The 18,817-nt window shown below is 70.0% G+C and carries 21 protein-coding genes; 12 read left to right on the top strand and 9 right to left on the bottom strand.

Features of this window, described 5'->3' with window-relative positions; genetic code table 11:
• Window positions 1-14: 14 nt before the first annotated feature.
• From QNA09_RS24605 to QNA09_RS24580, 6 genes are all read left to right on the top strand, one after another.
• Window positions 15-341 carry a hypothetical protein gene (locus tag QNA09_RS24605; RefSeq protein ID WP_006554631.1) on the top strand — a complete coding sequence of 109 codons (327 nt, stop codon included), beginning with the start codon at window positions 15-17 and terminating at the stop codon, window positions 339-341.
• Complete coding sequence (locus QNA09_RS24600) at window positions 338-883, top strand: TlpA disulfide reductase family protein (protein ID WP_006554630.1); 546 nt, start codon at window positions 338-340, stop codon at window positions 881-883. Before QNA09_RS24605 ends, QNA09_RS24600 begins: the two co-directional genes overlap by 4 nt.
• Window positions 880-1,872, top strand: coding sequence for a cytochrome c biogenesis CcdA family protein (locus QNA09_RS24595; protein ID WP_006554629.1), 993 nt, complete (start codon window positions 880-882; stop codon window positions 1,870-1,872). Before QNA09_RS24600 ends, QNA09_RS24595 begins: the two co-directional genes overlap by 4 nt.
• A gap of 78 nt (window positions 1,873-1,950) precedes the next feature.
• Window positions 1,951-3,312 carry an NAD(P)/FAD-dependent oxidoreductase gene (locus tag QNA09_RS24590; protein WP_006554628.1) on the top strand — a complete coding sequence of 454 codons (1,362 nt, stop codon included), beginning with the start codon at window positions 1,951-1,953 and terminating at the stop codon, window positions 3,310-3,312.
• Between the two features lie 182 nt (window positions 3,313-3,494).
• Window positions 3,495-4,589: a recombinase family protein gene (locus tag QNA09_RS24585; protein WP_006554627.1), complete on the top strand. Its 1,095-nt coding sequence runs from the start codon at window positions 3,495-3,497 to the stop codon at window positions 4,587-4,589.
• 208 nt (window positions 4,590-4,797) lie between these two features.
• A complete protein-coding gene (locus QNA09_RS24580; protein WP_006554626.1) occupies window positions 4,798-5,271 on the top strand; it encodes an ATP-binding protein in 474 nt (157 codons plus the stop codon).
• Between the two features lie 407 nt (window positions 5,272-5,678).
• On the opposite strand, the gene QNA09_RS24575 is transcribed toward QNA09_RS24580, so the two are convergent.
• Complete coding sequence (locus tag QNA09_RS24575; RefSeq protein ID WP_048774330.1) at window positions 5,679-6,602, bottom strand: HAD-IC family P-type ATPase; 924 nt, start codon at window positions 6,600-6,602, stop codon at window positions 5,679-5,681.
• Window positions 6,603-7,193: 591 nt separating this feature from the next.
• Between QNA09_RS24575 and QNA09_RS24570 the strand changes: the two genes are divergently transcribed.
• The 4 genes from QNA09_RS24570 (at window position 7,194) to QNA09_RS24555 (ending at window position 9,920) form a co-directional block, all read left to right on the top strand.
• Complete coding sequence (locus QNA09_RS24570) at window positions 7,194-7,901, top strand: M23 family metallopeptidase (RefSeq protein ID WP_006934825.1); 708 nt, start codon at window positions 7,194-7,196, stop codon at window positions 7,899-7,901.
• A gap of 262 nt (window positions 7,902-8,163) precedes the next feature.
• The gene (locus QNA09_RS24565) at window positions 8,164-8,841 is read left to right on the top strand and encodes a DUF3105 domain-containing protein (RefSeq protein ID WP_372446895.1); all 678 of its coding nucleotides are present in this window, start codon (window positions 8,164-8,166) and stop codon (window positions 8,839-8,841) included.
• Window positions 8,838-9,572, top strand: coding sequence for a DUF305 domain-containing protein (locus QNA09_RS24560; protein ID WP_006934828.1), 735 nt, complete (start codon window positions 8,838-8,840; stop codon window positions 9,570-9,572). The genes QNA09_RS24565 and QNA09_RS24560 overlap by 4 nt, the downstream gene beginning before the upstream one ends.
• A gap of 108 nt (window positions 9,573-9,680) precedes the next feature.
• Window positions 9,681-9,920, top strand: a complete 240-nt coding sequence (locus QNA09_RS24555) for a DUF4229 domain-containing protein (RefSeq protein ID WP_082061308.1) — start codon at window positions 9,681-9,683, stop codon at window positions 9,918-9,920.
• Window positions 9,921-9,941: 21 nt separating this feature from the next.
• Here the strand turns inward: QNA09_RS24555 and QNA09_RS24550 are convergent, their stop codons facing one another.
• From QNA09_RS24550 to QNA09_RS24540, 3 genes are all read right to left on the bottom strand, one after another.
• Entirely contained in the window at window positions 9,942-11,180 is a 1,239-nt protein-coding gene (locus QNA09_RS24550) for an Nramp family divalent metal transporter (protein ID WP_006934830.1), read from the bottom strand.
• A 90-nt stretch (window positions 11,181-11,270) separates the two neighbouring features.
• On the bottom strand, window positions 11,271-12,194 hold the full coding sequence (locus tag QNA09_RS24545) for a cytochrome c oxidase assembly protein (RefSeq protein ID WP_006934831.1): 924 nt from the start codon (window positions 12,192-12,194) through the stop codon (window positions 11,271-11,273).
• Between the two features lie 45 nt (window positions 12,195-12,239).
• Window positions 12,240-12,800 carry a copper resistance CopC family protein gene (locus QNA09_RS24540; RefSeq protein WP_006934832.1) on the bottom strand — a complete coding sequence of 187 codons (561 nt, stop codon included), beginning with the start codon at window positions 12,798-12,800 and terminating at the stop codon, window positions 12,240-12,242.
• 185 nt (window positions 12,801-12,985) lie between these two features.
• On the opposite strand from QNA09_RS24540, the gene QNA09_RS24535 reads away from it, so the two are divergent.
• Together QNA09_RS24535 and QNA09_RS24530 are read left to right on the top strand one after the other, a co-directional pair.
• Complete coding sequence (locus tag QNA09_RS24535) at window positions 12,986-13,645, top strand: thioredoxin domain-containing protein (protein ID WP_006934833.1); 660 nt, start codon at window positions 12,986-12,988, stop codon at window positions 13,643-13,645.
• Window positions 13,642-14,289 (top strand): vitamin K epoxide reductase family protein, encoded by a 648-nt coding sequence (locus QNA09_RS24530; RefSeq protein ID WP_006934835.1) that lies wholly within the window; start codon window positions 13,642-13,644, stop codon window positions 14,287-14,289. The genes QNA09_RS24535 and QNA09_RS24530 overlap by 4 nt, the downstream gene beginning before the upstream one ends.
• A gap of 69 nt (window positions 14,290-14,358) precedes the next feature.
• Here QNA09_RS24530 and QNA09_RS24525 read toward each other — a convergent pair whose 3' ends face one another.
• From QNA09_RS24525 to QNA09_RS24505, 5 genes are all read right to left on the bottom strand, one after another.
• Window positions 14,359-14,979 (bottom strand): hypothetical protein, encoded by a 621-nt coding sequence (locus QNA09_RS24525; RefSeq protein ID WP_006934837.1) that lies wholly within the window; start codon window positions 14,977-14,979, stop codon window positions 14,359-14,361.
• Between the two features lie 91 nt (window positions 14,980-15,070).
• Window positions 15,071-15,604, bottom strand: coding sequence for a hypothetical protein (locus QNA09_RS24520; RefSeq protein ID WP_308072137.1), 534 nt, complete (start codon window positions 15,602-15,604; stop codon window positions 15,071-15,073).
• Window positions 15,605-15,632: 28 nt separating this feature from the next.
• Window positions 15,633-17,399 carry a cytochrome c oxidase subunit I gene (gene ctaD, locus QNA09_RS24515; RefSeq protein ID WP_308072136.1) on the bottom strand — a complete coding sequence of 589 codons (1,767 nt, stop codon included), beginning with the start codon at window positions 17,397-17,399 and terminating at the stop codon, window positions 15,633-15,635.
• A 111-nt stretch (window positions 17,400-17,510) separates the two neighbouring features.
• Window positions 17,511-18,458 (bottom strand): M56 family metallopeptidase, encoded by a 948-nt coding sequence (locus QNA09_RS24510; RefSeq protein ID WP_006934841.1) that lies wholly within the window; start codon window positions 18,456-18,458, stop codon window positions 17,511-17,513.
• Window positions 18,455-18,817 carry a BlaI/MecI/CopY family transcriptional regulator gene (locus QNA09_RS24505; protein ID WP_040273202.1) on the bottom strand — a complete coding sequence of 121 codons (363 nt, stop codon included), beginning with the start codon at window positions 18,815-18,817 and terminating at the stop codon, window positions 18,455-18,457. Before QNA09_RS24505 ends, QNA09_RS24510 begins: the two co-directional genes overlap by 4 nt.

The following is an 18,817-nucleotide window of genomic DNA, read 5'->3' as shown; positions in this document are numbered from 1 at the left end:
GGAGCACCACCGCCATGCCCGCCACCCACCGGCCCCCACGCCGGAACAACTCCGAGCCCTCCGGCGCCGGCCTGGCCGGCGCCGGGATCGGCGCCGCCCTGCTGATGATCGCCTGCTGCGCCGGGCCCGCCCTCATCGCCGCCGGCGCCCTCGGCGCGGTCGGCGGCATCCTCGGCAACCCCTGGGTGATCGCCGCCGCGGTCCTCGCCCTGGCCGCCGCCGTGACCGCCGTCATCCGCCACCGCGCACGGCGCAGTGCCTGCTGCCCGCCCACCACGCGCTCCGCCGACCGGGACCGCTCGCCCACCCCGGCCGACCAGAAAGGCCCCCGCTCCCGATGACCATGTTCCCGCCCCGCCGCCGCACCCTCCTCGCCCTGGCCACCACTGCCGCCCTCGCGGCCGGCGCCACCGCCTGCGGCACCGGGACCACCCCGGCCAAGACCACCGCCGCAGGCGGCACCGCCAAGGGGTCGGTGTCCAAGGACGGCACCGAGGTGACCACGATCAGCGACGAGAAGATCCAGGTGCCGGGCGAGAAGCCGACCGCGGTGTTCTTCTTCTCCGTCGGCTGCGGCGAATGCTCCGAAGGAGCCAAGTCCCTGGCCAAGGCCGGCAAGGAGCTGAACGGCAAGGCGAACGTCCTCGCGGTGGACATGGACCCGGGCGAATCACCCCAGCTCATCCGGCAGTTCCTCGACTACATCAAGGCACCCCAACTGCCCGCGGTCATCGACAAGAACGCCACGCTCTCCCAGCGGTACCAGGTCGCCGCGCTGTCCACGCTGATCGTCGTCGACCCGGCCGGCAAGGTCACCTACCGGGCCACCGACCCCGGCCCCGAGGCGATCCAGGCCGCCCTGGAGAAGGCGGGCGCCAAGTGAACGGCCTGCTCACCCTCGCGTTCGCCGCCGGGATGATCGCACCGGTCAACCCCTGCGGGTTCGCCCTGCTGCCCGCCTGGATCACCTCTGCCCTCGGCGACACCGACACCTCACCGCTGCCCGTGCGCCTCGGCCGCGCGCTGCGCTCCGGTGTCGCGCTGACCCTCGGCTTCGCCGGAACGCTCGCCGCCGCCGGGCTCGTCGTCAGCGCCGGAGCCCGCGCCCTCATCTCCGCCGCCCCCTGGCTCGGGCTGGCCACCGGCGTCATCCTGCTGCTGCTCGGCCTGGCCGGGCTGACCGGCCGGACCCTGACCCTCCGGCTGCCCGCCTCCGGTGGCCGGGCGGCCGAAGGCCCGCCCACCGCCCGCCGCATGGCCGTCTTCGGAATCGGCTACGCCGCCGCGTCCCTGTCCTGCACCTTCGGCGTGCTCCTCGCCGTCATCGCCCAGGCCCAGGCCACCGCCAGCTACGCCGGTCTCCTGCTGCTCTTCGCCGTGTACGCCGCCGGATCCGCCACCGTCCTGCTGCTCATCTCCCTGACCACCGCGGCCGCGGGGTCCGCCCTCACCCGGAAGGTCACCGCGCTGGCCCGCTACGGCCCTCGCGTCACCGCCGCCGTCCTGGTCCTGACCGGCGCGTATCTGACCTGGTACTGGTGGACCCCCGCCACCGCCGGCAGCACCTCCATGAGCACCACCTCGGGCGCTCTGGCCGGTTTCTCCGCCACCGCCTCCGTCTTCATCCAGGCCCACACCACCATCCTGGCCACCCTGGCCGCCCTCGCGGTGCTGGCCGTGATCACCGCCTACTGGCGCCACCACCGGCGCGTCCCCGCACCCCGACAACCCGCCTCCGGCTGCTGCACGGCGAACGACGACACCGCCCCCGCCGCTGCGCCCGCCGGCCGCCCGGGCGAAGAACCCTGCTGCACCCTCCCGGCTGCGGCCCGGCAAACAGCAGGCCAGGCTGAACACCGGACCCGGCACTGACCCACCCGCCGGCGGGAAGCCGCCACCGTACGGACCACAGCCCAGACCCGGGCCGGGCGCTCGGATCGGAGGAGGATCATGAGCGAGCACTTCGACGCCATTGTGATCGGCATGGGGCCGGGCGGGGAGGTAGCCGCCTCACGGCTACTGGCCGCAGACCGGCGCGTCGCCGTCATCGAACAGGAACTGATCGGCGGAGAGTGCGCCTACTGGGCCTGCATCCCCTCCAAGACCCTGCTCCGCCCCACCGAGGCACGCGCGGAAGCCACCCACACCGCCGGTCTCGAGCGGCCCGCCCTCAACTGGCCGCAGGTACGCGACTACCGCGACTACATGATCCGCCACCTGGACGATTCCGCCCAGGCCGACGGCTACCGCAAGCAGGGCGCCACGGTCATCAAGGGCACCGCCCGCCTGACCGGCCCCGGCCACGTCGACGTCGACGGCCGGCAGCTCACTGCCGAACACATCATCCTTGCCACCGGCTCCGAAGCCACCCGGCCCCCCATCGAGGGCCTGGAGACGGTACCGGTGTGGACCAACCGGGAGGCCACCACCCTTACCGACATACCCCAGCGCGCCCTGATCATCGGCGGCAGCGCGGTGGCCGCCGAACTCGGCCAGTTCCTCGCCCGCATGGGTACCCAGGTCACCGTCGTCCAGCGCGGCCCGCTGCTGCTGGGCCGCGAAGAGCCCCGCCTGGGCGAGATCGCCGCCGAGCACCTGGCTGCGGACGGCATCGACATCCGCCTGAACACCCAGGCCCGCGCCGCCCGCCGCGACGGCACGGACACGGTCGTCGAACTCGACGACAACACCACCGTGCGCACCGACGTCATCGTCCTCGGCGCCGGCCGCACCCCCCGAACCCGCGGACTCGGCCTGGAAAATGCCGGTGTTCAGACCGGCTCCCGCGGTGAACTCGCCGTCGATGCACACGGCCGCCTGACCGATGGACTGTGGGCGCTCGGCGACGTCACCGGCGTAGCGATGTTCACCCACGTCGCCAAGTACCAGGCCCGCATCGTCACCGACGCCATCCTCGGCACCCCTCGCCCCGCCGACTACACCGCAGTCCCCCGCGTCATCTTCACCGAACCCGAGATCGCCGCCGTCGGCCTCACCACCGAACAGGCCCGCCACCAAGAAATCGACACCGCCACCACCGAACTCGCCCTCGCCGACGCCATCGCCCGCCCCTGGACCTACCAGAAAGACCCCTCCGGCACCCTCGGGCTGATCGCCGACCGCAACCGCCGCACCCTCATCGGCGCCTGGGCCATCGCACCCCAGGCCGGCGAATGGATCCACACCGCAGCCCTGGCCATCCGCCACCGCCTGCCCCTGGAGGCCCTCACCGAGTCCATCGCGCAGTTCCCCACCTACAACGAGGCGTACGCCCAAGCCGCCGAACGCCTCACCCGTGACCTCACCCGATAGCGAGACGGCCCGCGCTCGGCTTGGGCAGCCGGCGCAGGATCACCCTGGGGGTCTCTCATAAATGAACAGTTGCGAGAGTTCTGCGAGAGGCCCGAAGTGGATCACGTTTCCGCAGGTCGCCGTTCGCAGAAGTCCTCTCAGAACCCGCACGTTGTGCGAGACAGTTCTGACAGACTTCCGGGGTGGATCTGACGCCCGATCAAGCCGCAAACGCGGTAGAACGAAACGACTGTCCGAAGTGTGAAGCCCCGGCGGGCAGTGCCTGCCGCACGCGCGGCGGGAAGACCGCGACGAAGTACCACACGGCCCGCTTCATCCTCGTGCCCGCGCTCCGCGAGGAACTCGACGTCCTCGTGCCCGAGGACCGCGGCCCGGGACGGCCGTGGAAGCCCGGTCCGCCCGCCGAGGCTCTGCCGGCCGCCGCGGCGGCCAAGCCGATCCGGATCGGGTACGCGCGCTGCTCGACCGCGCAGCAGGAGTTGCAGAGCCAGCTGGATGCGCTCGAACCGGTCTGCAAGCGGATCTTCTCCGAGAAGATCAGCACGCGCGTGAAGACGCGGCCAAAGCTGGAGGCGGCGCTGAAGCTGGCGTACGACATCAAGGAGGCCGCCCCCGACCAGGAGGTCATCCTCACCGTCCACGAGCTCAAGCGCCTGGCCCGCAACGCCGCCGAGCTGATGACCCTGTCCAACCAGCTCCAGAAGGCCGGCGTCCAGCTCGAACTCCTCACCGGCCCCCTCACCGGCATCTACGACCCCAACGGCATGGGCGCCATGTTCTTCGCCGTCCTCGCCGTCGCTGCCCAGCTCGACCGCAACTACATCCGGGAGAAGACCCTGGAAGGCCAGGTCGCCGCCGCGACCAAGGGCAACCACGGCGGACGGCCGAAGGTCATCGACGACGACATGCTGCTGTTCGCCCGCGCGCTCAAGGACAAGGGCGTGCCCGTCCCCGAGATCGCCAAGAAGCTGACCATCAAGACCGGGAAGAACGCCGGACAGCACCCCTCCGTCGCCTCCGTCTACCGCGCGCTCGCCGACGCCGAGGAGACCGGCCAACCGGCCGGGCCGGAGATCATCGCCCCGCGCCGCCCGATGCGGGTGGACCTCACCGGCCCCGGCAGCGGCACCGACCCCGAGCTGATGGAACGGCTCACCCGGCAGGTCCTCGAAGGCGACGGCGTGCTGGACACGCTCGTTGAACAGAGCGAGGAACAGACGGACGACGTCGTGGCGGCGCTGCTGGCGCAGGCCCGACGCGAAGGGGAGGGCGCGTGATCCGCACGCCGCACCGCACGAAGGGGCCCGGCGTACTCGGCGCCCAAGGCCCCGGCCAGGCCGGGCCGTTCGGCCGCTGGCCCGACGGCACCGAGGACGACGAGACAGACACGCCCGGGGACACCCAGGCCAGCCCGCGCACGCCTGATGTGAAGGTTCGGGGGTAAACGGGCCGCAGCGCGTTTGAGTACGGGGGGGGCGGGGCGGCATGGAACAGACAGCAGACGGCGAGGACAGGCCCTCGCTGCTGGGGGACGTCATCTCGGTCTCCGGCGCGTTCGAGGGCAGCGAGGACATCGCCGTCGCCCGCGACCTCGCCCGTGGATTCCTCACCGATGTGCAGGCCGTACACGGGCTGCCGGTGTCCGCACGGGCGATGGGCATGGTGCAGCTCGTGGTCAGCGAGCTGGTCACCAACGCCCGCAAGTACGCGCCCGGCCCCTGCCTGCTCACTCTGGAGATCAACGGCGGCGCCATCGAGGTGACCGTCTGGGACAGCAACCCCACCCCGCCCGCGATCCTCGCGCCCGACCCGACCCGCATCGGTCAGCATGGGCTGGAGATCGTGATGGCCGTCGGCCAGAGCTTCGCCATCCACCGCGAACCCGTGGGCAAGCGGATCACCACCGCGATCGTGCTGGCCGACGACCCCGGCGGAGACGCCGCCGGCCGTCAGCTATGACGGCGTGAGACCGGAGCGAGCGGGTAGCCATCCGGAGCCGACCGGGGAAAGGCCATGGCACCTGGGGAGGTCGAAAGGCCTTCCCTGTCGGCAGACACGACCGTCCTGACCACCGAGAGCGGCAGGACACCTTCCCAGCCCAGCAGCCGCATCCCGGTGACGCGGTCACCACGAACGTGCAGCCCAGCGATGGTGGTCTCAGCCCAGCCACGGTCCTCGTCGCACGCCATGCCTCATCATCCACACCACCTGGGCGGATTCCCTTCGGGACGCTCCGAGCACGGCCAGGCGACCCGTCAGCCCCGGACCAAGATCACCGGCTTGGCGTTAACCGCTGTACCGATGTTCCCCCGATCTACCTGCGTTGGATGGCCCGGACGTGACCGGCCTCGCCCAAGATCAAGTCCTTAGCGCCAACGGCTGTTCCATTGTTCCCCGAGGCCGGTTTTGTCGAACGCGAAGACTCCGACCTTGCTCAGCACTTCCAGATAACGGCCACCCTTGATCAGCAGCCCCTTCTTCGACGCACCACCGATCGCCGCGGCCACCGCGACCGGCGCCGAGACGACCAGGGCGTCCGGGCAGGCCAGCACCAGCAGGATCAGTGCACGCGTGACCCATGCGCCGAACGGCTGGCCCCCTACCAGCGGCGGCACCACCGCGATCAGCACCGCCGCACCCACGGCCGCGGGAATGTAGTAGCTTGCGAACCGGTCCAGGAAATCCTGCATCGGCGGCCGCGATTTCTGGGCCTGCTCGACCAGGGTGATGATCCTCGCCAGAACGCTGCTGCCGGCTTCGTGGGTGACCTCGACCTCCAGATAGCCGTTCTGATTCAACGTGCCCGCAAACACCGTCTCACCGGGGAACTTCTCCTTCGGCACGCTTTCACCGGTGATGGCGGCCTCATCCACGGACGACTGCCCGGCGACCACGACCCCATCGAGTCCGATGGTGTCACCAGGACGGATAACCACCACAGTGCCGGGCCGCACCCGATCGATCGGCATCTCACCGCCCTCCTGCAGCTGGGCGGTCTCGGGTGTGCGGTCAAGCAGAGCGGACACAGCCTTGCGTGAGCGTGCTTCACCGAACACCTCGAAGGCCTCGGCCAGCGCGAAGAAGAACATCACCGCGGCCGCCTCGATGATCTGCCCCAGATACAGCGCCCCGACCGCCGCGACGGTCACCAGCAGATTGATCGTGATCTTGCGTCGTGACAGATCCCTCAGCGCCGCCAGTGCGACAGGGACCCCACCCGCGACGAGCGACACCACGAACAACCACCCCGCAAATGGCCACTCCACCGCGAGGGCAACGAAACCGGCCATGAACGCCGCCGTAGCCAACCCCGTCAACAGCCTCTTCCACATCCGGGTGCCCTCGAGTCTGTCAGGAAATCGGGGGATCTAGCTCTGACGCATGGGATTAGTTGCTGTTCGGAGTGATGCGTCCTTCGAAAGCGATGGCGAAGGCATTCAGGGCTCCTTTCCACCCCATGTCCATCATGCGCGTCCCTTGCCGGTCCGGAGCCCGGGTGGCCAGATACAGACACGTGAGTGCGGTGTGGATTCAAGGGATCAACGCGACACGTCCTGGCGAGAGGGTCGGGCACGGGGCGTCCGGCGATATCGATCGAGGTTCAACGGCGGTCTTGAACCGAAATACTAACCAAGGTAGTTTTTCGTTGCTATCTCGTATATCGTTTCGTTATCTTCACCGAGCCGGGTGGACCGGGTCAACCTCGAAACCGCATGTCAGGAGCTAAGGACGTGGCACGACACCGCAGCACCCCTTCCCGCCGAGACCGGCAGGACCGTGATGCCGGCGTGATCTTTAGGGCGGCATCCACGGGCCGCGGCGGGGGTCGGCATCGAGCGGAGCCGACCGGCAGCGGGCGCCCCGCGAGGTGGGCGTCGGCGGTGGCCACCGGCGCCCTGGTGACCGCCGGAGCGCAGATCGCAGCCCCCAGCGTGGCGGCGGCCCAGCCTGCCGTCGCTCCCGCACCCGTCGCACTGCCGCCGGAGGTCGCCGTGCTGGCGACCCTGCCCGAGGTCGATGCGGTGCTCGACCAGCTCGCCGCGGCACCGGGGCTGCCCGAGGGACTGTCGACGGTTCCCGCCGTCCCGCCGGCGATCGCCCCGTCTCCCGCTCCTCCCCCGGCTGTCACGGCCCCGGCCGTACCTGCCACACCGGCCGTTCCCCTCTCGATCGCGACACCCTCACCGTTGGCGGTCGCACCGGTCTCGGGCACCTTGACCTCGTCCTTCGGCCCCCGATGGGGCGCCACCCACGCCGGCCTGGACATCGCCAACAGCATCGGCACCCCGATCTATGCCGCCGCGACCGGCACGGTGATCGACTCCGGCCCGGCCTCCGGGTTCGGGCTGTGGGTGCAGATCCGGCACGACGATGGCTCGACCAGCACCTACGGACACATCAACGAAACTCTGGTCACCGTCGGCCAGCGCGTACAGGCCGGCGAGCAGATCGCCACCGTCGGCAACCGGGGCCAATCCACCGGCCCCCACCTGCACTTCGAAACCACCAACGCCTCCGGGACCAAGATCGACCCGACCCAGTGGCTCGCCCAGCGCGGCGTCCCCCGGACCGCCCTGTCGAAGGCCTGACCAGAGCACATACACTCCTATACCACCACGCTCGACACCCGAACCGTCGACACACTCATAAAAAACTAAGATTCATAGTATTTACTGGGGGACGGTGCTGCCGGCGTATCGCGGTAACAGCACCACAAAGTCGGTGAGAAAGGTGGGTCCCGTGGCGGACGGCGCAGGCAAAGCACCCCGAAGCAAGCGGACACGGAAGAAACCCTCCCCGGTCACCCTGTCCGGTTCGCGGCGCGTGCCGTGGGCGATGATCGGTGCTGGCATGGCGATCGTGGCCTTGATCGGGTTGATCGCCTACAATCTGGCCCCGAAAGTCGCCGACCGGGCCGAGACACAGAAATACGTCCCGAGCGCGGACAACCCCGATCCGTCCACCGCGATCGCCGGGGTGGAGAAGGTCGACTACCCGGCAGGCACACACGTGCAGGCTCCGCAGCGAGTGGCCTACGACCGGATTCCGCCGATGGGAGGCCCGCACGACCAGTACTGGGCCACCTGCACCGGCACGGTCTATCCCGCGCCGATCCGCAGCGAGAACGCGGTGCACTCGCTCGAACACGGCGCGGTGTGGATCACCTACGATCCCGCCAAGGTGGTTGGAGACGAGGTAGCGGCGTTGGCCGCGCGGGTCGACGGCCAGCCCTACATGCTGCTCTCGCCGTATCCGGGTCTGCCCTCGCCGATCTCGGTGCAGTCGTGGGGCCATCGGCTCGCCCTCGACGCCGCCCAGGACGACCGGCTCGGTCAGTTCGTCGCTGCGCTGCGCCGCAACCCCAACACCCACCCCGAGGCGGGGGCGACGTGTTCGACCGTGCCGGGCGGGTTCGATCCGAGCGCACCGCCGCCGTTCGACCCCGCGCCGCCGGGACCGGATGCGGTGCCGATAACCGCCGATCCGCAGTCCGCGCCCGCCGCGCCGATGCCCACGGAGCCCCGATGACCATTGAGCGCGACCTTGGTGCCGAGTCCGCCGCCGAGTCGGCTTCCCACGGACGCCGCCGTCGGCGGGTCCCGGCGGCGGTGGCGGTGCTGACACTGCTCGGTGGGCTGGTGCTGGGCATCGGCGGTACCCTGCTGGTCACGAGCACACCCGCCCCACCCGGCGAGGACTCGATCGACGTGGGCTTCGCCCAGGACATGTCGATCCATCACAGCCAGGCCGTGGAGATGTCGGCGATGGCGTTGACCAACTCCGCCGACCCGGCGGTGCGCACCCTGGCCTACGATGTGATTACCACCCAGCAGAGCCAGCTGGGCACCATGCAGGGATGGCTGACGCTGTGGAACCGGTCGCAGCTGCCCACCGGGGAGCCGATGCGCTGGATGCGCAGCCCCACCGGCACGTCCGAATCGATGCCGGGGATGGACGGGCACGCCACGATGTCCCCCGCACCCACTCCCGTGGGGTCTCCGATGCCCGGCATGGCCACCACCGCCGAACTCGACGCCCTGCGCCGCACCACCGGTCCCGCCTTCGACACGCTGTACCTGCAATTGCTGCTGCGCCACCACCAGGGCGGTCTGCCGATGGCCCGTCATGCCGCGGCCACCGCCTCCGAGGCGGCAGTGGCCGCGCTGGCGCAACAGATCACCGAGACGCAGGAAGCCGAGGCGGCGACCATGACGCAGCTGCTGGCCGCCCGGGGCGCCACGCCCCTGCCGATGAACTGACCCTGACCCTGCGGTGCCGAGCGGATCCACGCCAACGACTCCGGACGAGCAGCCGGGCCCGCCTTTCCCGCCGAGAGATGCCTGATGCGCACGAAGGAGCCGTCGCCGATGCGACTGACCCGACTGGTCGTGGTCTACACCCTCGCCCGCCTGGCCGTCGTCGCCACATGTGCCGGCGCCGCCGTTCTGGGGGTGCGCCTGTTCGGTCTCGCGGTCTCGCAGTCCTGGGCCCTGGTCGTGGGTCTGCTCGCCGGTATGGCGGTGGCGATGGTGGCACTGCGCGGGCTGCGCCGCCGTGTCCACGACGAGATCGTCGTGGTCGACACCCGGCGCGGGCACCGGCGGTGACGGCGGCCGGGTGTCCGTGCGTCAGGGCCGCACCGTCAGGTAGATCAGCACCAGATTCAGTGCGGTGATGATTGCGGCGATCGCCCAGGCCAGCGCGGCGGTGACACGATGGTTGGCGTCGGTGCCCATCAGCGCCCGATCGCTGGTCAGCCGCACCAGGGGGATCAGCGCGAACGGGATGCCGAACGAGAGCACCACCTGCGAGAGCACCAGCGCCCGACTCGGATCGGTGCCGAGCGCGACCACGGCCAGCGCCGGCACCAGGGTGATCAGCCGCCGCGCCAGCAGCGGGATCCGGCGCCGCAGCAGCCCGTCCATGATCAACGCCCCGGCGTAGGCACCGACCGAGGTGGAGGCGAACCCGGAGGCCAACAGCCCCAGGGCGAACAGCAACGCCACTGTCGGGCCGAGTTCCTGGCCCACCGCGGTATGCGCCCCGTCGATCGAATCGACCCCCTCCCGGCCCTGCAGGGTGGTCGCCGCCATGAGCAACATGGCCAGGTTCACCGTTCCCGCCAGCATCATGGCCAACCCGACATCCCACCGGGTGATCTTGAGCAGCATCGTGCGTCGGGGTCCGGCCGTGGCATGGCCGTGCCGATCCCGGGCCAGACCGGAGTGCAGATACACCGCATGCGGCATCACCGTGGCGCCGAGCATCGCCGCGGCGAGCAGGATCGACTCGGCGCCGTCGAATCGGGGTACCAGCCCGTCGGTTACCGCCTGGCCCGGGGGCGGGGCGACGACGACGCTGGTGACGAAACCGAACGCGATCAGCAGCAACAAGCCGGTGATCACTCGCTCGAAACTACGCTGCCCGCGGGTGTCCTGCACCAGCAGCAGGACCAGCGACACCACACCGGTGAGCACTGCCCCGCTCAGCAGCGGCAGACCGAACAGCAGGTTTAGCGCGATCGCCCCACCGATCACCTCGGCCAGATCCGTGGCCATCGCCACCAGCTCGGCCTGTCCCCAGTACGCCAGCCGCATCGATCGGGGCATTCGCTCACGCAGGGCCTCGGGCAGCGACATGCCGGTGACCAGCCCGAGTTTGGCCGACAGGTACTGCACGAGAGCGGCCATGGCGTTGGCGGCAACGACCACCCACACCAGCAGATACCCGAACTGCGCGCCGGCGCTGACGTTGGAAGCCACGTTGCCCGGATCGACATAGGCGATCGAGGCGACGAACGCCGGACCCAGCAGCGCCCATCGACGCCACCGCCCCGTGCGCCCCTCCGAGTACTGGATCAGCACCATCCGCCTCCCCGATCGACTTCCCTGAATTAAAATTCAGGGCGGCCGAAACTTCAAGCGGGGCCGAGGTCCGGCCGGGGTCGTCCCGCCGGCTCAGCGTGGCAGGGAACGCAGATAAGTGTTGTAGGCGGCCAGGTCCTGCTCCGCCTGCACCGCGCCGTGGCGCTCGCGCACCGCCGCGGTACGCCGCTCGTGGCGGTACCAGCGCATCGCGAAGAGCACCACCACCGCCAGCGCGATTGGTTCGCCGTAGGACCAGGCCAGCGCTCCGGCCCACTGCTGATCGTCGAGCGGATCGATCCCCCAGTCCGGCGGCGGGGCGGCGAAGGTGGCCACCAGCGGTACCGAGGCCATCATCAAGATCACTCCGAAGAACACGTGCAGCGGCATCTCGACGAACAGGTCGAAGAACCGCCCCAGGTAGCCGGGTCGGCCCGGCAGCGGACCGACCGAGAGGATCGGCACGATGAACAGCAGCCCGGTACCCAGGAAGAACACCTCGAGGCCGGTGTGGCCGAGCCAGGTGCCCGCGACGGCGTCGAACAGCGGGGACAGATAGATCCCGTAGTAACTCACCAGAAACAGCGGAATCGTCACCCCCGGGCTGAGCAACCAGCGGGCCCCACGGCTACGCAGCGCCGCCAACGCTGCGGCCGGGATCACCCTTGCGGGCCCGTGGTGGGGGGTGCTGCGCAGCAGCATCAGACCCGGGGCGCCGAGCACCAACAGCGGCGGCACCGCCATCGACAGGGTCAGATGCTGGAACATCCACACACTGAAGAGCGCGAACCCGTACCTCTCCATCCCCAGACCAGTGGTGATGCCCAGTAGCGCGCACCCTGTCAGGAATGCAACCGTGCGCACCGTCGGCCACCTGCGCCCACACCGGTGCAGCCGCCAACGCGCCCAGCAGTACCAGGCGGCCAGCACCGCCGCAGTGAGCGGCAGCACCGGCAGCGGGGGCGGATCCCACGCCAACAGCGTTCCCAGCGACGGTGGAGCCGTCGGCAGTCGCATCCAGTCGCCCATCATCGACCGCCCGGTGCGTGGTGCGCCGCCTGTTCAACCCTTGCGGAAGGCACGCAGCGCCGCCCAGGTCAGACCCGCGATGGCCAGCACCGCGACCACACCGCCGAGCAGGAGCCACAGGCTCGAGGGGCCGGGCCGCACGTCGTCGACCGCAGCCGACGACGCTTCACCGGCTGCGGTCGCGGACGGCGCCGGCGAGGTCGCCGCCGACGGGACCGCGGCGGCCGCCGCTGCTGCTGTGACGGTGAACGTGTACGAGCCGGTGATGGGATGACCGTCGGCCGAGACGACCCGGTAGCCGACGGTGTAGCCACCGGGGGTCAGCGGTTCCAGGACCGCCACCTGCACCCCGTCCCCGGTGACGTCGACCCGGGAACCGCCGCGCTGCGTCCCGTCCTCGTCGGTGACGGTCACCGTGGCGAACGAGGCGTTGATCGGCTGGTTGAACTGCAGCTCGATCCGGTCCGGGGAGGCCTCGAGGACCGCGTCGGCGGCCGGGGTCGAGCCGATCAGGGCACTGTGGGCTTGAACCGGGCCGGCGCCGAGCAGCAGCATCGACACGGCGACGGCCACGACGGCGACAAGATTTCTCATAAGCGCACTCCTCCTCCGCCCCGCGCCCAGCTGGCTGCAAGCCGCGCGGGGTGTGTGGGTTGTCGGCGGGCGCACCTGCGGGCGCTGCCCGGCGCCTACCCTACCGCATCTACTATGTGACGTAGTTTTACGGTTGGTCGGTGCCGGTGCCGGCCGCCCAGGATGACTCGGGGACGGACGAAGACATGAAACTGACGACCAACGTGAAGGTCAGCGCCGCCCTGGTGGCGCTGTTCGTGGTGCTGCTGACGGTGCTGCTCTATACCAACCGCACCCCCGCCGCCGAACGTGGCGGCGCCGGACCTGCCGTCACGCCGGTATGGACCGAGGAGATCCGCACCTTGACCACCGCCGCCGACGGCAAGGTCCAACTGGTCGAATTCCTCGACTTCGAATGTGAGTCCTGCCGGGTGCTGTACCCGGTGATCGAACGCATCCGCGCCGAGTACGCCGGACGGATCGACCTCGGCATCCGCTACTTCCCCATTCCCAGCCACACCAACAGCCATCTCGCCGCCCGCGTGGTCGAGGCCGCCGCCCGCCAAGGCCACCTCGAACCGATGTACCGGCGCATGTACGACACCCAGGCGCAGTGGGGCGAATCGGACCAGCCGCAGGAAGCGGTGTTCCGGCAGTTCGCCCAGGAGCTGGGACTGGACATGGCCCGATTCGACCGCGATGTCACCGATCCGGCCGTGGCCGCCCGCATCGACCGAGATTTCGACGCCGGTCTGGCCCTGGGTGTTCAGGGCACCCCGACGCTGTTCCTCAACGGCGTCGAGCTGCCGGTAATGCCCAGCTACGAGGAGTTGCGCGCCCGTATCGACGCAGCGCTCGCCCAGTGAGCCCGACGTCATCGCAGAGCCCGTCGTCGCAAGGGGTCGACATCGCCGACCCGGCGCCGGACGGCTCGGCCGCAGAGCGAGAGCACCTGGCCTGGCTCCTGACCGTCTGCGGTGGACTCGGGTTGGCGGCGGCGTTGATTCTGACGGTGGAAAAGATTGCCCTGCTCGCCGACCCGTCCTACCGGCCCTCGTGCAGCATCAATCCGGTCATCAGCTGCGGGTCGATCATGACGTCCTGGCAGGCGGAGCTGTTCGGTTTCCCCAATCCCCTGCTCGGGATCGCCGGATTTTCGGTGCTGGCGACCACCGGCGTGGTCCTGTTGGCCGGGGCCGTGCCGACGGGGTGGTACTGGGACGCAGTGTTCATCGGACTGACCGCCGCGGTGGTGTTCGTGCATTGGCTGATCTTCCAGAGCCTGTACCGGATCGGGGCGCTGTGCCCCTACTGCACGCTGGTGTGGCTGGTGACCGTGCTCGCCTGGTGGTACTGCCTGCTACAGCGGGAAACGGCAGATCCGGCTCGGCCGGGACGGTGGCGGCCGCTGCTGCGCCGTCACCACGCGGTGCCCCCCACCATGTGGGTGCTCACCGTGCTCGCTTTGATCACCGAGGCGTTCTGGCCCTACTGGCGGACCCTGCTCTGACCCCGGCGTTCGCCGAGGCCAGCTCGTGCCCGCACCCCTCGTTGGCGCGCGCGAACCGCCCGAATGCCCCTAGGGGTCGGCGGGCGGATCCTGCGCGGCGCGGCGAGGCGGGTCGAGCCGGTAGTGGAACTGCTCGGGCAGGTGGGTTTCGGCGTCGCGGCGGGCGGCCTCGGCCTCGAGCATCCGGGACGAACGGGCCCAGACCACCTTGAGCCAGTGGAAGGCGAGCACCAGGACCGCCGCCCAGCCCAGGAACAGTCCGGCGCCCGGGCCGGATCCCCCGGCGGCCGGCTCGAGGGTCTGCCGTGACCACACCGCCAGCACTGCGAACACCACCGCCAGGGCGCAGCCCGCGGACGCAACCCAGGCCAGCACCCACCGTCGGGTCACCAGAGCGAGCATCGACACCACGATCCCGAACACCGCGGCCAGGGTCAGGAAGATCCGCGAGGGCAGGGTGATCGTCTCGGCCACCGCCTGCTCGGATCCGGCCAGCATCTGCCAGCCGTTGGCGTCGCCGCTGTGCGGCAGGGCGAACGAGAGGGTCAGCACCACCACGGCTGCGGCGACCACCACCGCCCGCATTCCCGGCTCGATCTCCGCGGCCGCCTGCCGTTCGGCGGCCGCCAGCTCCTGACGGCGCTCGACCGGGTCGGGACCTGCGGTCGGCTCGTGCGACGGCTCGGTCATCGCGCCTCCTTCATCCGGTTCGGGATCCGACAACGCCGGGGCCGCCCGGTATTCCCGCCCCCGGTAGGCGAGGCGATACCGGGCAGGGGCGTCATCGCGGGTCGACGAACATCCGGGCCCGCGGTTCGTCCTGCCACACCTGCGAGACGACGGTGCAGTACGACCACGCCGTCGTCGACCAGCTGTCGAACGCCTCGGCCGTGCCCGCCCCGGCCGCGATCACCCCGGCCGCGGTGAGCACCGTGCGGTTGGCCAGGGCCGCGGCCGGGCTGCCGAGTTCGGCCACGGCCCCGGCCAGCAGCCCGGTCACCTCGAGCACCTCCCCCGGCACGGCGGGCGCGGAGTCGGTCGTCAACGGCGTCGGCGGCCGACGGCGCAGACCCGTCCGCAGATGCACCTCGACCTGCGCAAGAACCTGCTCGAGCGCACGCACGTGGCGGCGCAGCTTGCCCGGACGGGCGATGTGCGCGGCGGTGATCGGCGGCAGCCGGTACAGCCGCTGCGGATCGGGCAGCCCGGCATGGGTGAGCACGAGTGGGGCCAGATCCCGGATCAGCCAGTCGGTCAGCAGCGCGGTGGCGTGGGGTGTGGCCGGCACGGCGACCGCCGGGGTGCGAGAGTACATCTTCGTCCTCCTTCGACGGCGGTGACGATCACCGGGTGGACGGATCGGTGGGCGCCTCGGGCGCGGACCCGGTCCGCGAGGCGGCGGGCAGCTCCTCGGCGTGCCGGTGTCCCGGTCCGACATGGGCTTCGGTGCGCAGTCGCGTCACCATGTGCGGGTAGTGCAGTTCGAACGCCGGGCGCTCGGAGCGGATCTGCGGCAGCTCGGTGAAATTGTGCCGCGGTGGCGGGCACGTGGTGGCCCACTCGAGGGAGTTGCCGTAGCCCCACGGATCGTCCACGGTCACCACCTGCCCGTACCGGTAGCTCTTGAAGATGTTCCACACGAACGGCAGCACCGAGGCACCGAGCACGAACGACCCGATCGTCGAGACGACGTTCAAGGTGGTGAACCCGTCGTCGGGCAGATAGTCGGCGTAGCGGCGCGGCATGCCCTCGTTGCCGAGCCAGTGCTGGACCAGGAACGTGGCGTGGAAGCCGATGAAGGTCAGCCAGAAGTGCCACTTGCCCAGGCGCTCGTCGAGCATGCGCCCGGTCATCTTCGGGAACCAGAAGTAGATGCCGGCGTAGGTGGCGAAGACCACGGTCCCGAAGACCACGTAGTGAAAGTGGGCGACCACGAAGTACGAGTCGGTGAGCTGGAAGTCCAGCGGCGGGGAGGCCAGGATGACACCGGACAGCCCACCGAAGAGGAAGGTGACCAGAAAGCCGACGGAGAACAGCATCGGCGATTCGAACGTCAACTGCCCCTTCCACAGGGTGCCGATCCAGTTGAAGATCTTCACCCCGGTGGGCACCGCGATCAGGAACGTCATGAACGAGAAGAACGGCAGCAGCACCGCGCCGGTGGCATACATGTGGTGCGCCCACACCGCGATCGACAGGGCGGCAATTCCGAGCGTGGCGTAGACCAGGCCGGTGTAGCCGAAGATCGGCTTGCGGGCGAACACCGGGAAGATCTCCGAGACGATGCCGAAGAACGGCAGCGCAATGATGTACACCTCGGGGTGGCCGAAGAACCAGAACATGTGCTGCCAGAGCATCGCCCCACCGCTGCCGGGGTCGAAGATGTAGCCGCCGAGCAGCCGGTCGTAGAGCAGCCCCAACAGCGCCGCAGTCAGCAACGGGAACGCCAGCAGCACCAGGATCGAGGTGATCAGAATGTTCCACGTGAAGATCGACATCCGGAACATCGTCATGCCCGGTGCGCGCAGGCACACGATGGTGGTCACGAAGTTGACCGCGCCCAGGATGGTGCCCAGACCGGAGATGGCCAGACCCACAATCCACAGGTTCGCGCCCATGCCGGGCGAGTGCAGCTCCGAGTTCAGCGGCGCGTAAGCGGTCCAGCCGAAGTCCGCGGCCCCACCGGGGGTGAGAAAGCCGCTGACCGCAATGAGCGAGCCGAACAGGTACAGCCAGTAGCTGAAGGCGTTGAGCCGGGGGAAGGCCACGTCCGGAGCACCGATCTGCAGCGGCAGGATGTAGTTGGCGAAGCCGAACACCACCGGGGTGGCATACATCAGCAGCATGATCGTGCCGTGCATGGTGAACAGCTGGTTGTACTGCTCGTTCGACAGGAACTGCAAGCCCGGCACCGCGAGCTCGCTGCGCATGATCAGCGCCATGACCCCACCGAACGCGAAGAATGCGAACGAGGTCACCAGGTACAGCAACCCCAGCACCTTCGGGTCGGTGGTGGTGACCACCTTGTAGACGAAGGCGCCCTTGCGTCCCCGCCGCGGGGGCATCGGGCGGGTGGCGACGGGGACGGGTGGGGGGACGAGAGCGGTCATGGGCTGTCCGATCCGGGTTTCTGCGCGCGCGCACAACGATGAGACACTCGGCAGCCTACCCAAATACTATGGCGAATAGTATTTGGGGGTGGGTGCGGTGCCGCCCACCCCTCAGAGCACGGCCAAGGCCAGGCACAGCCCGGCCGAGGCGGTGGCGAGGCCGGCCAGTGCGGTCGCCGCGGGCACGGCCATCGACACCACCGCCGCCGCCGCGTACGACATGCGCGGACACCGCATCCGCCAACTGGTGCGCAGTTTGACCAGACGCAGCGACGTCTCGTTGCTCAGCCCCAACGTCCCGGGCGGTTGCGGCAGCGGGGAAGCCGAGACGGCCACCAGCGCCGCGCACACCGTGGCGGCGCTGGTAGCACGCGCAGCGTGCTGGTCGGCAGTGAGCTCGACCAGGGTCTTCACCGCCGACGGGGCCGCGGCGAACAGCGGCACGGCCGGGAACACGGCCGCGAGAACGTCGCACGCGCCGACGATGCGGTGATGGCTGCCGCGCAGGTGGGCCCGCTCGTGGGCGAGCACGGCATCGCGCTCACCGCTGCTCAGGCACTGCGACAGTCCGTCGGTGGCGACCACGAAACCGGGCCGGCCGGCGACGCTGTAGGCCATCGGCATCGGGTGCTCGAGCCACATCACATCGTCCCCCCGTGAGCGGGCGACGATGCAGACCACCTCGCGGTGGTAGTCGAGCAGCCGGGCCTGCGCCCGGGCGTGCCGCCGACCCAGGATCACCACCCGGGCCACCACGGCGCTCAACACCACCGCCCCGGCCCCGGCGAGGGCTTCGGTGATCCACGGTTGGACGGCGTGCGAGACCGCGGCCAGACACCGCACCAGGGCCTCGACCGCGGTCTCGGCCGGGGCATGATCGGGCCAGATCAAGATGATCGCCGCCGAGGCCCCGAAAAACAGCGCGCCGGCCAGGCTGCCCAGCCATGCCGCCAGCACCATCCCCGGCGGCAGGGAGGTCGCGCCCACGCGGCGCAGCATCGGCGGCGCCGCCACCGTGATCAGGGCGGCGCCGAGGAGCAGGACCAGAGCCAAGGTCATTGCTCGGGGGCCCGGCTGGTCCGGCCCCGGCGCAGGGCGTCGTACTCGCGGTCGGTCACCGTCTTGGCGAAGTGCAGCAGCACGGCGCTGGGATCGGCGCTGCTGTCCAGCAGCGCCCGCAGGGCCTGAGAGGTGGCTTCCTCCCGGCTGCGCGAGGGCGAGTAGAAGTAGGCGCGGCTGCGCTTCTCGCGCTGCACCCAGCCCTTCTCGTACAGGTGGGTGACCACGGTCAAGATGGTGGTGTAGGCGAATTCTTTGCGATCACGCAGCCGGTCGACCAGATCGTGCACCGACTGCGGCTCGTCGGTCGACCACAGCTCGTTCATCACCTCGGCCTCCAGACCCCCCAATCCGTGCAT

It is taken from the genome of Rhodococcus sp. AH-ZY2 (assembly GCF_030916465.1).
Classification (GTDB): Bacteria; Actinomycetota; Actinomycetes; order Mycobacteriales; family Mycobacteriaceae; genus Rhodococcus; species Rhodococcus ruber.
Note: the sequence above shows the minus strand (reverse complement) of the source record. Positions and strands in the feature narration are given on the sequence as shown.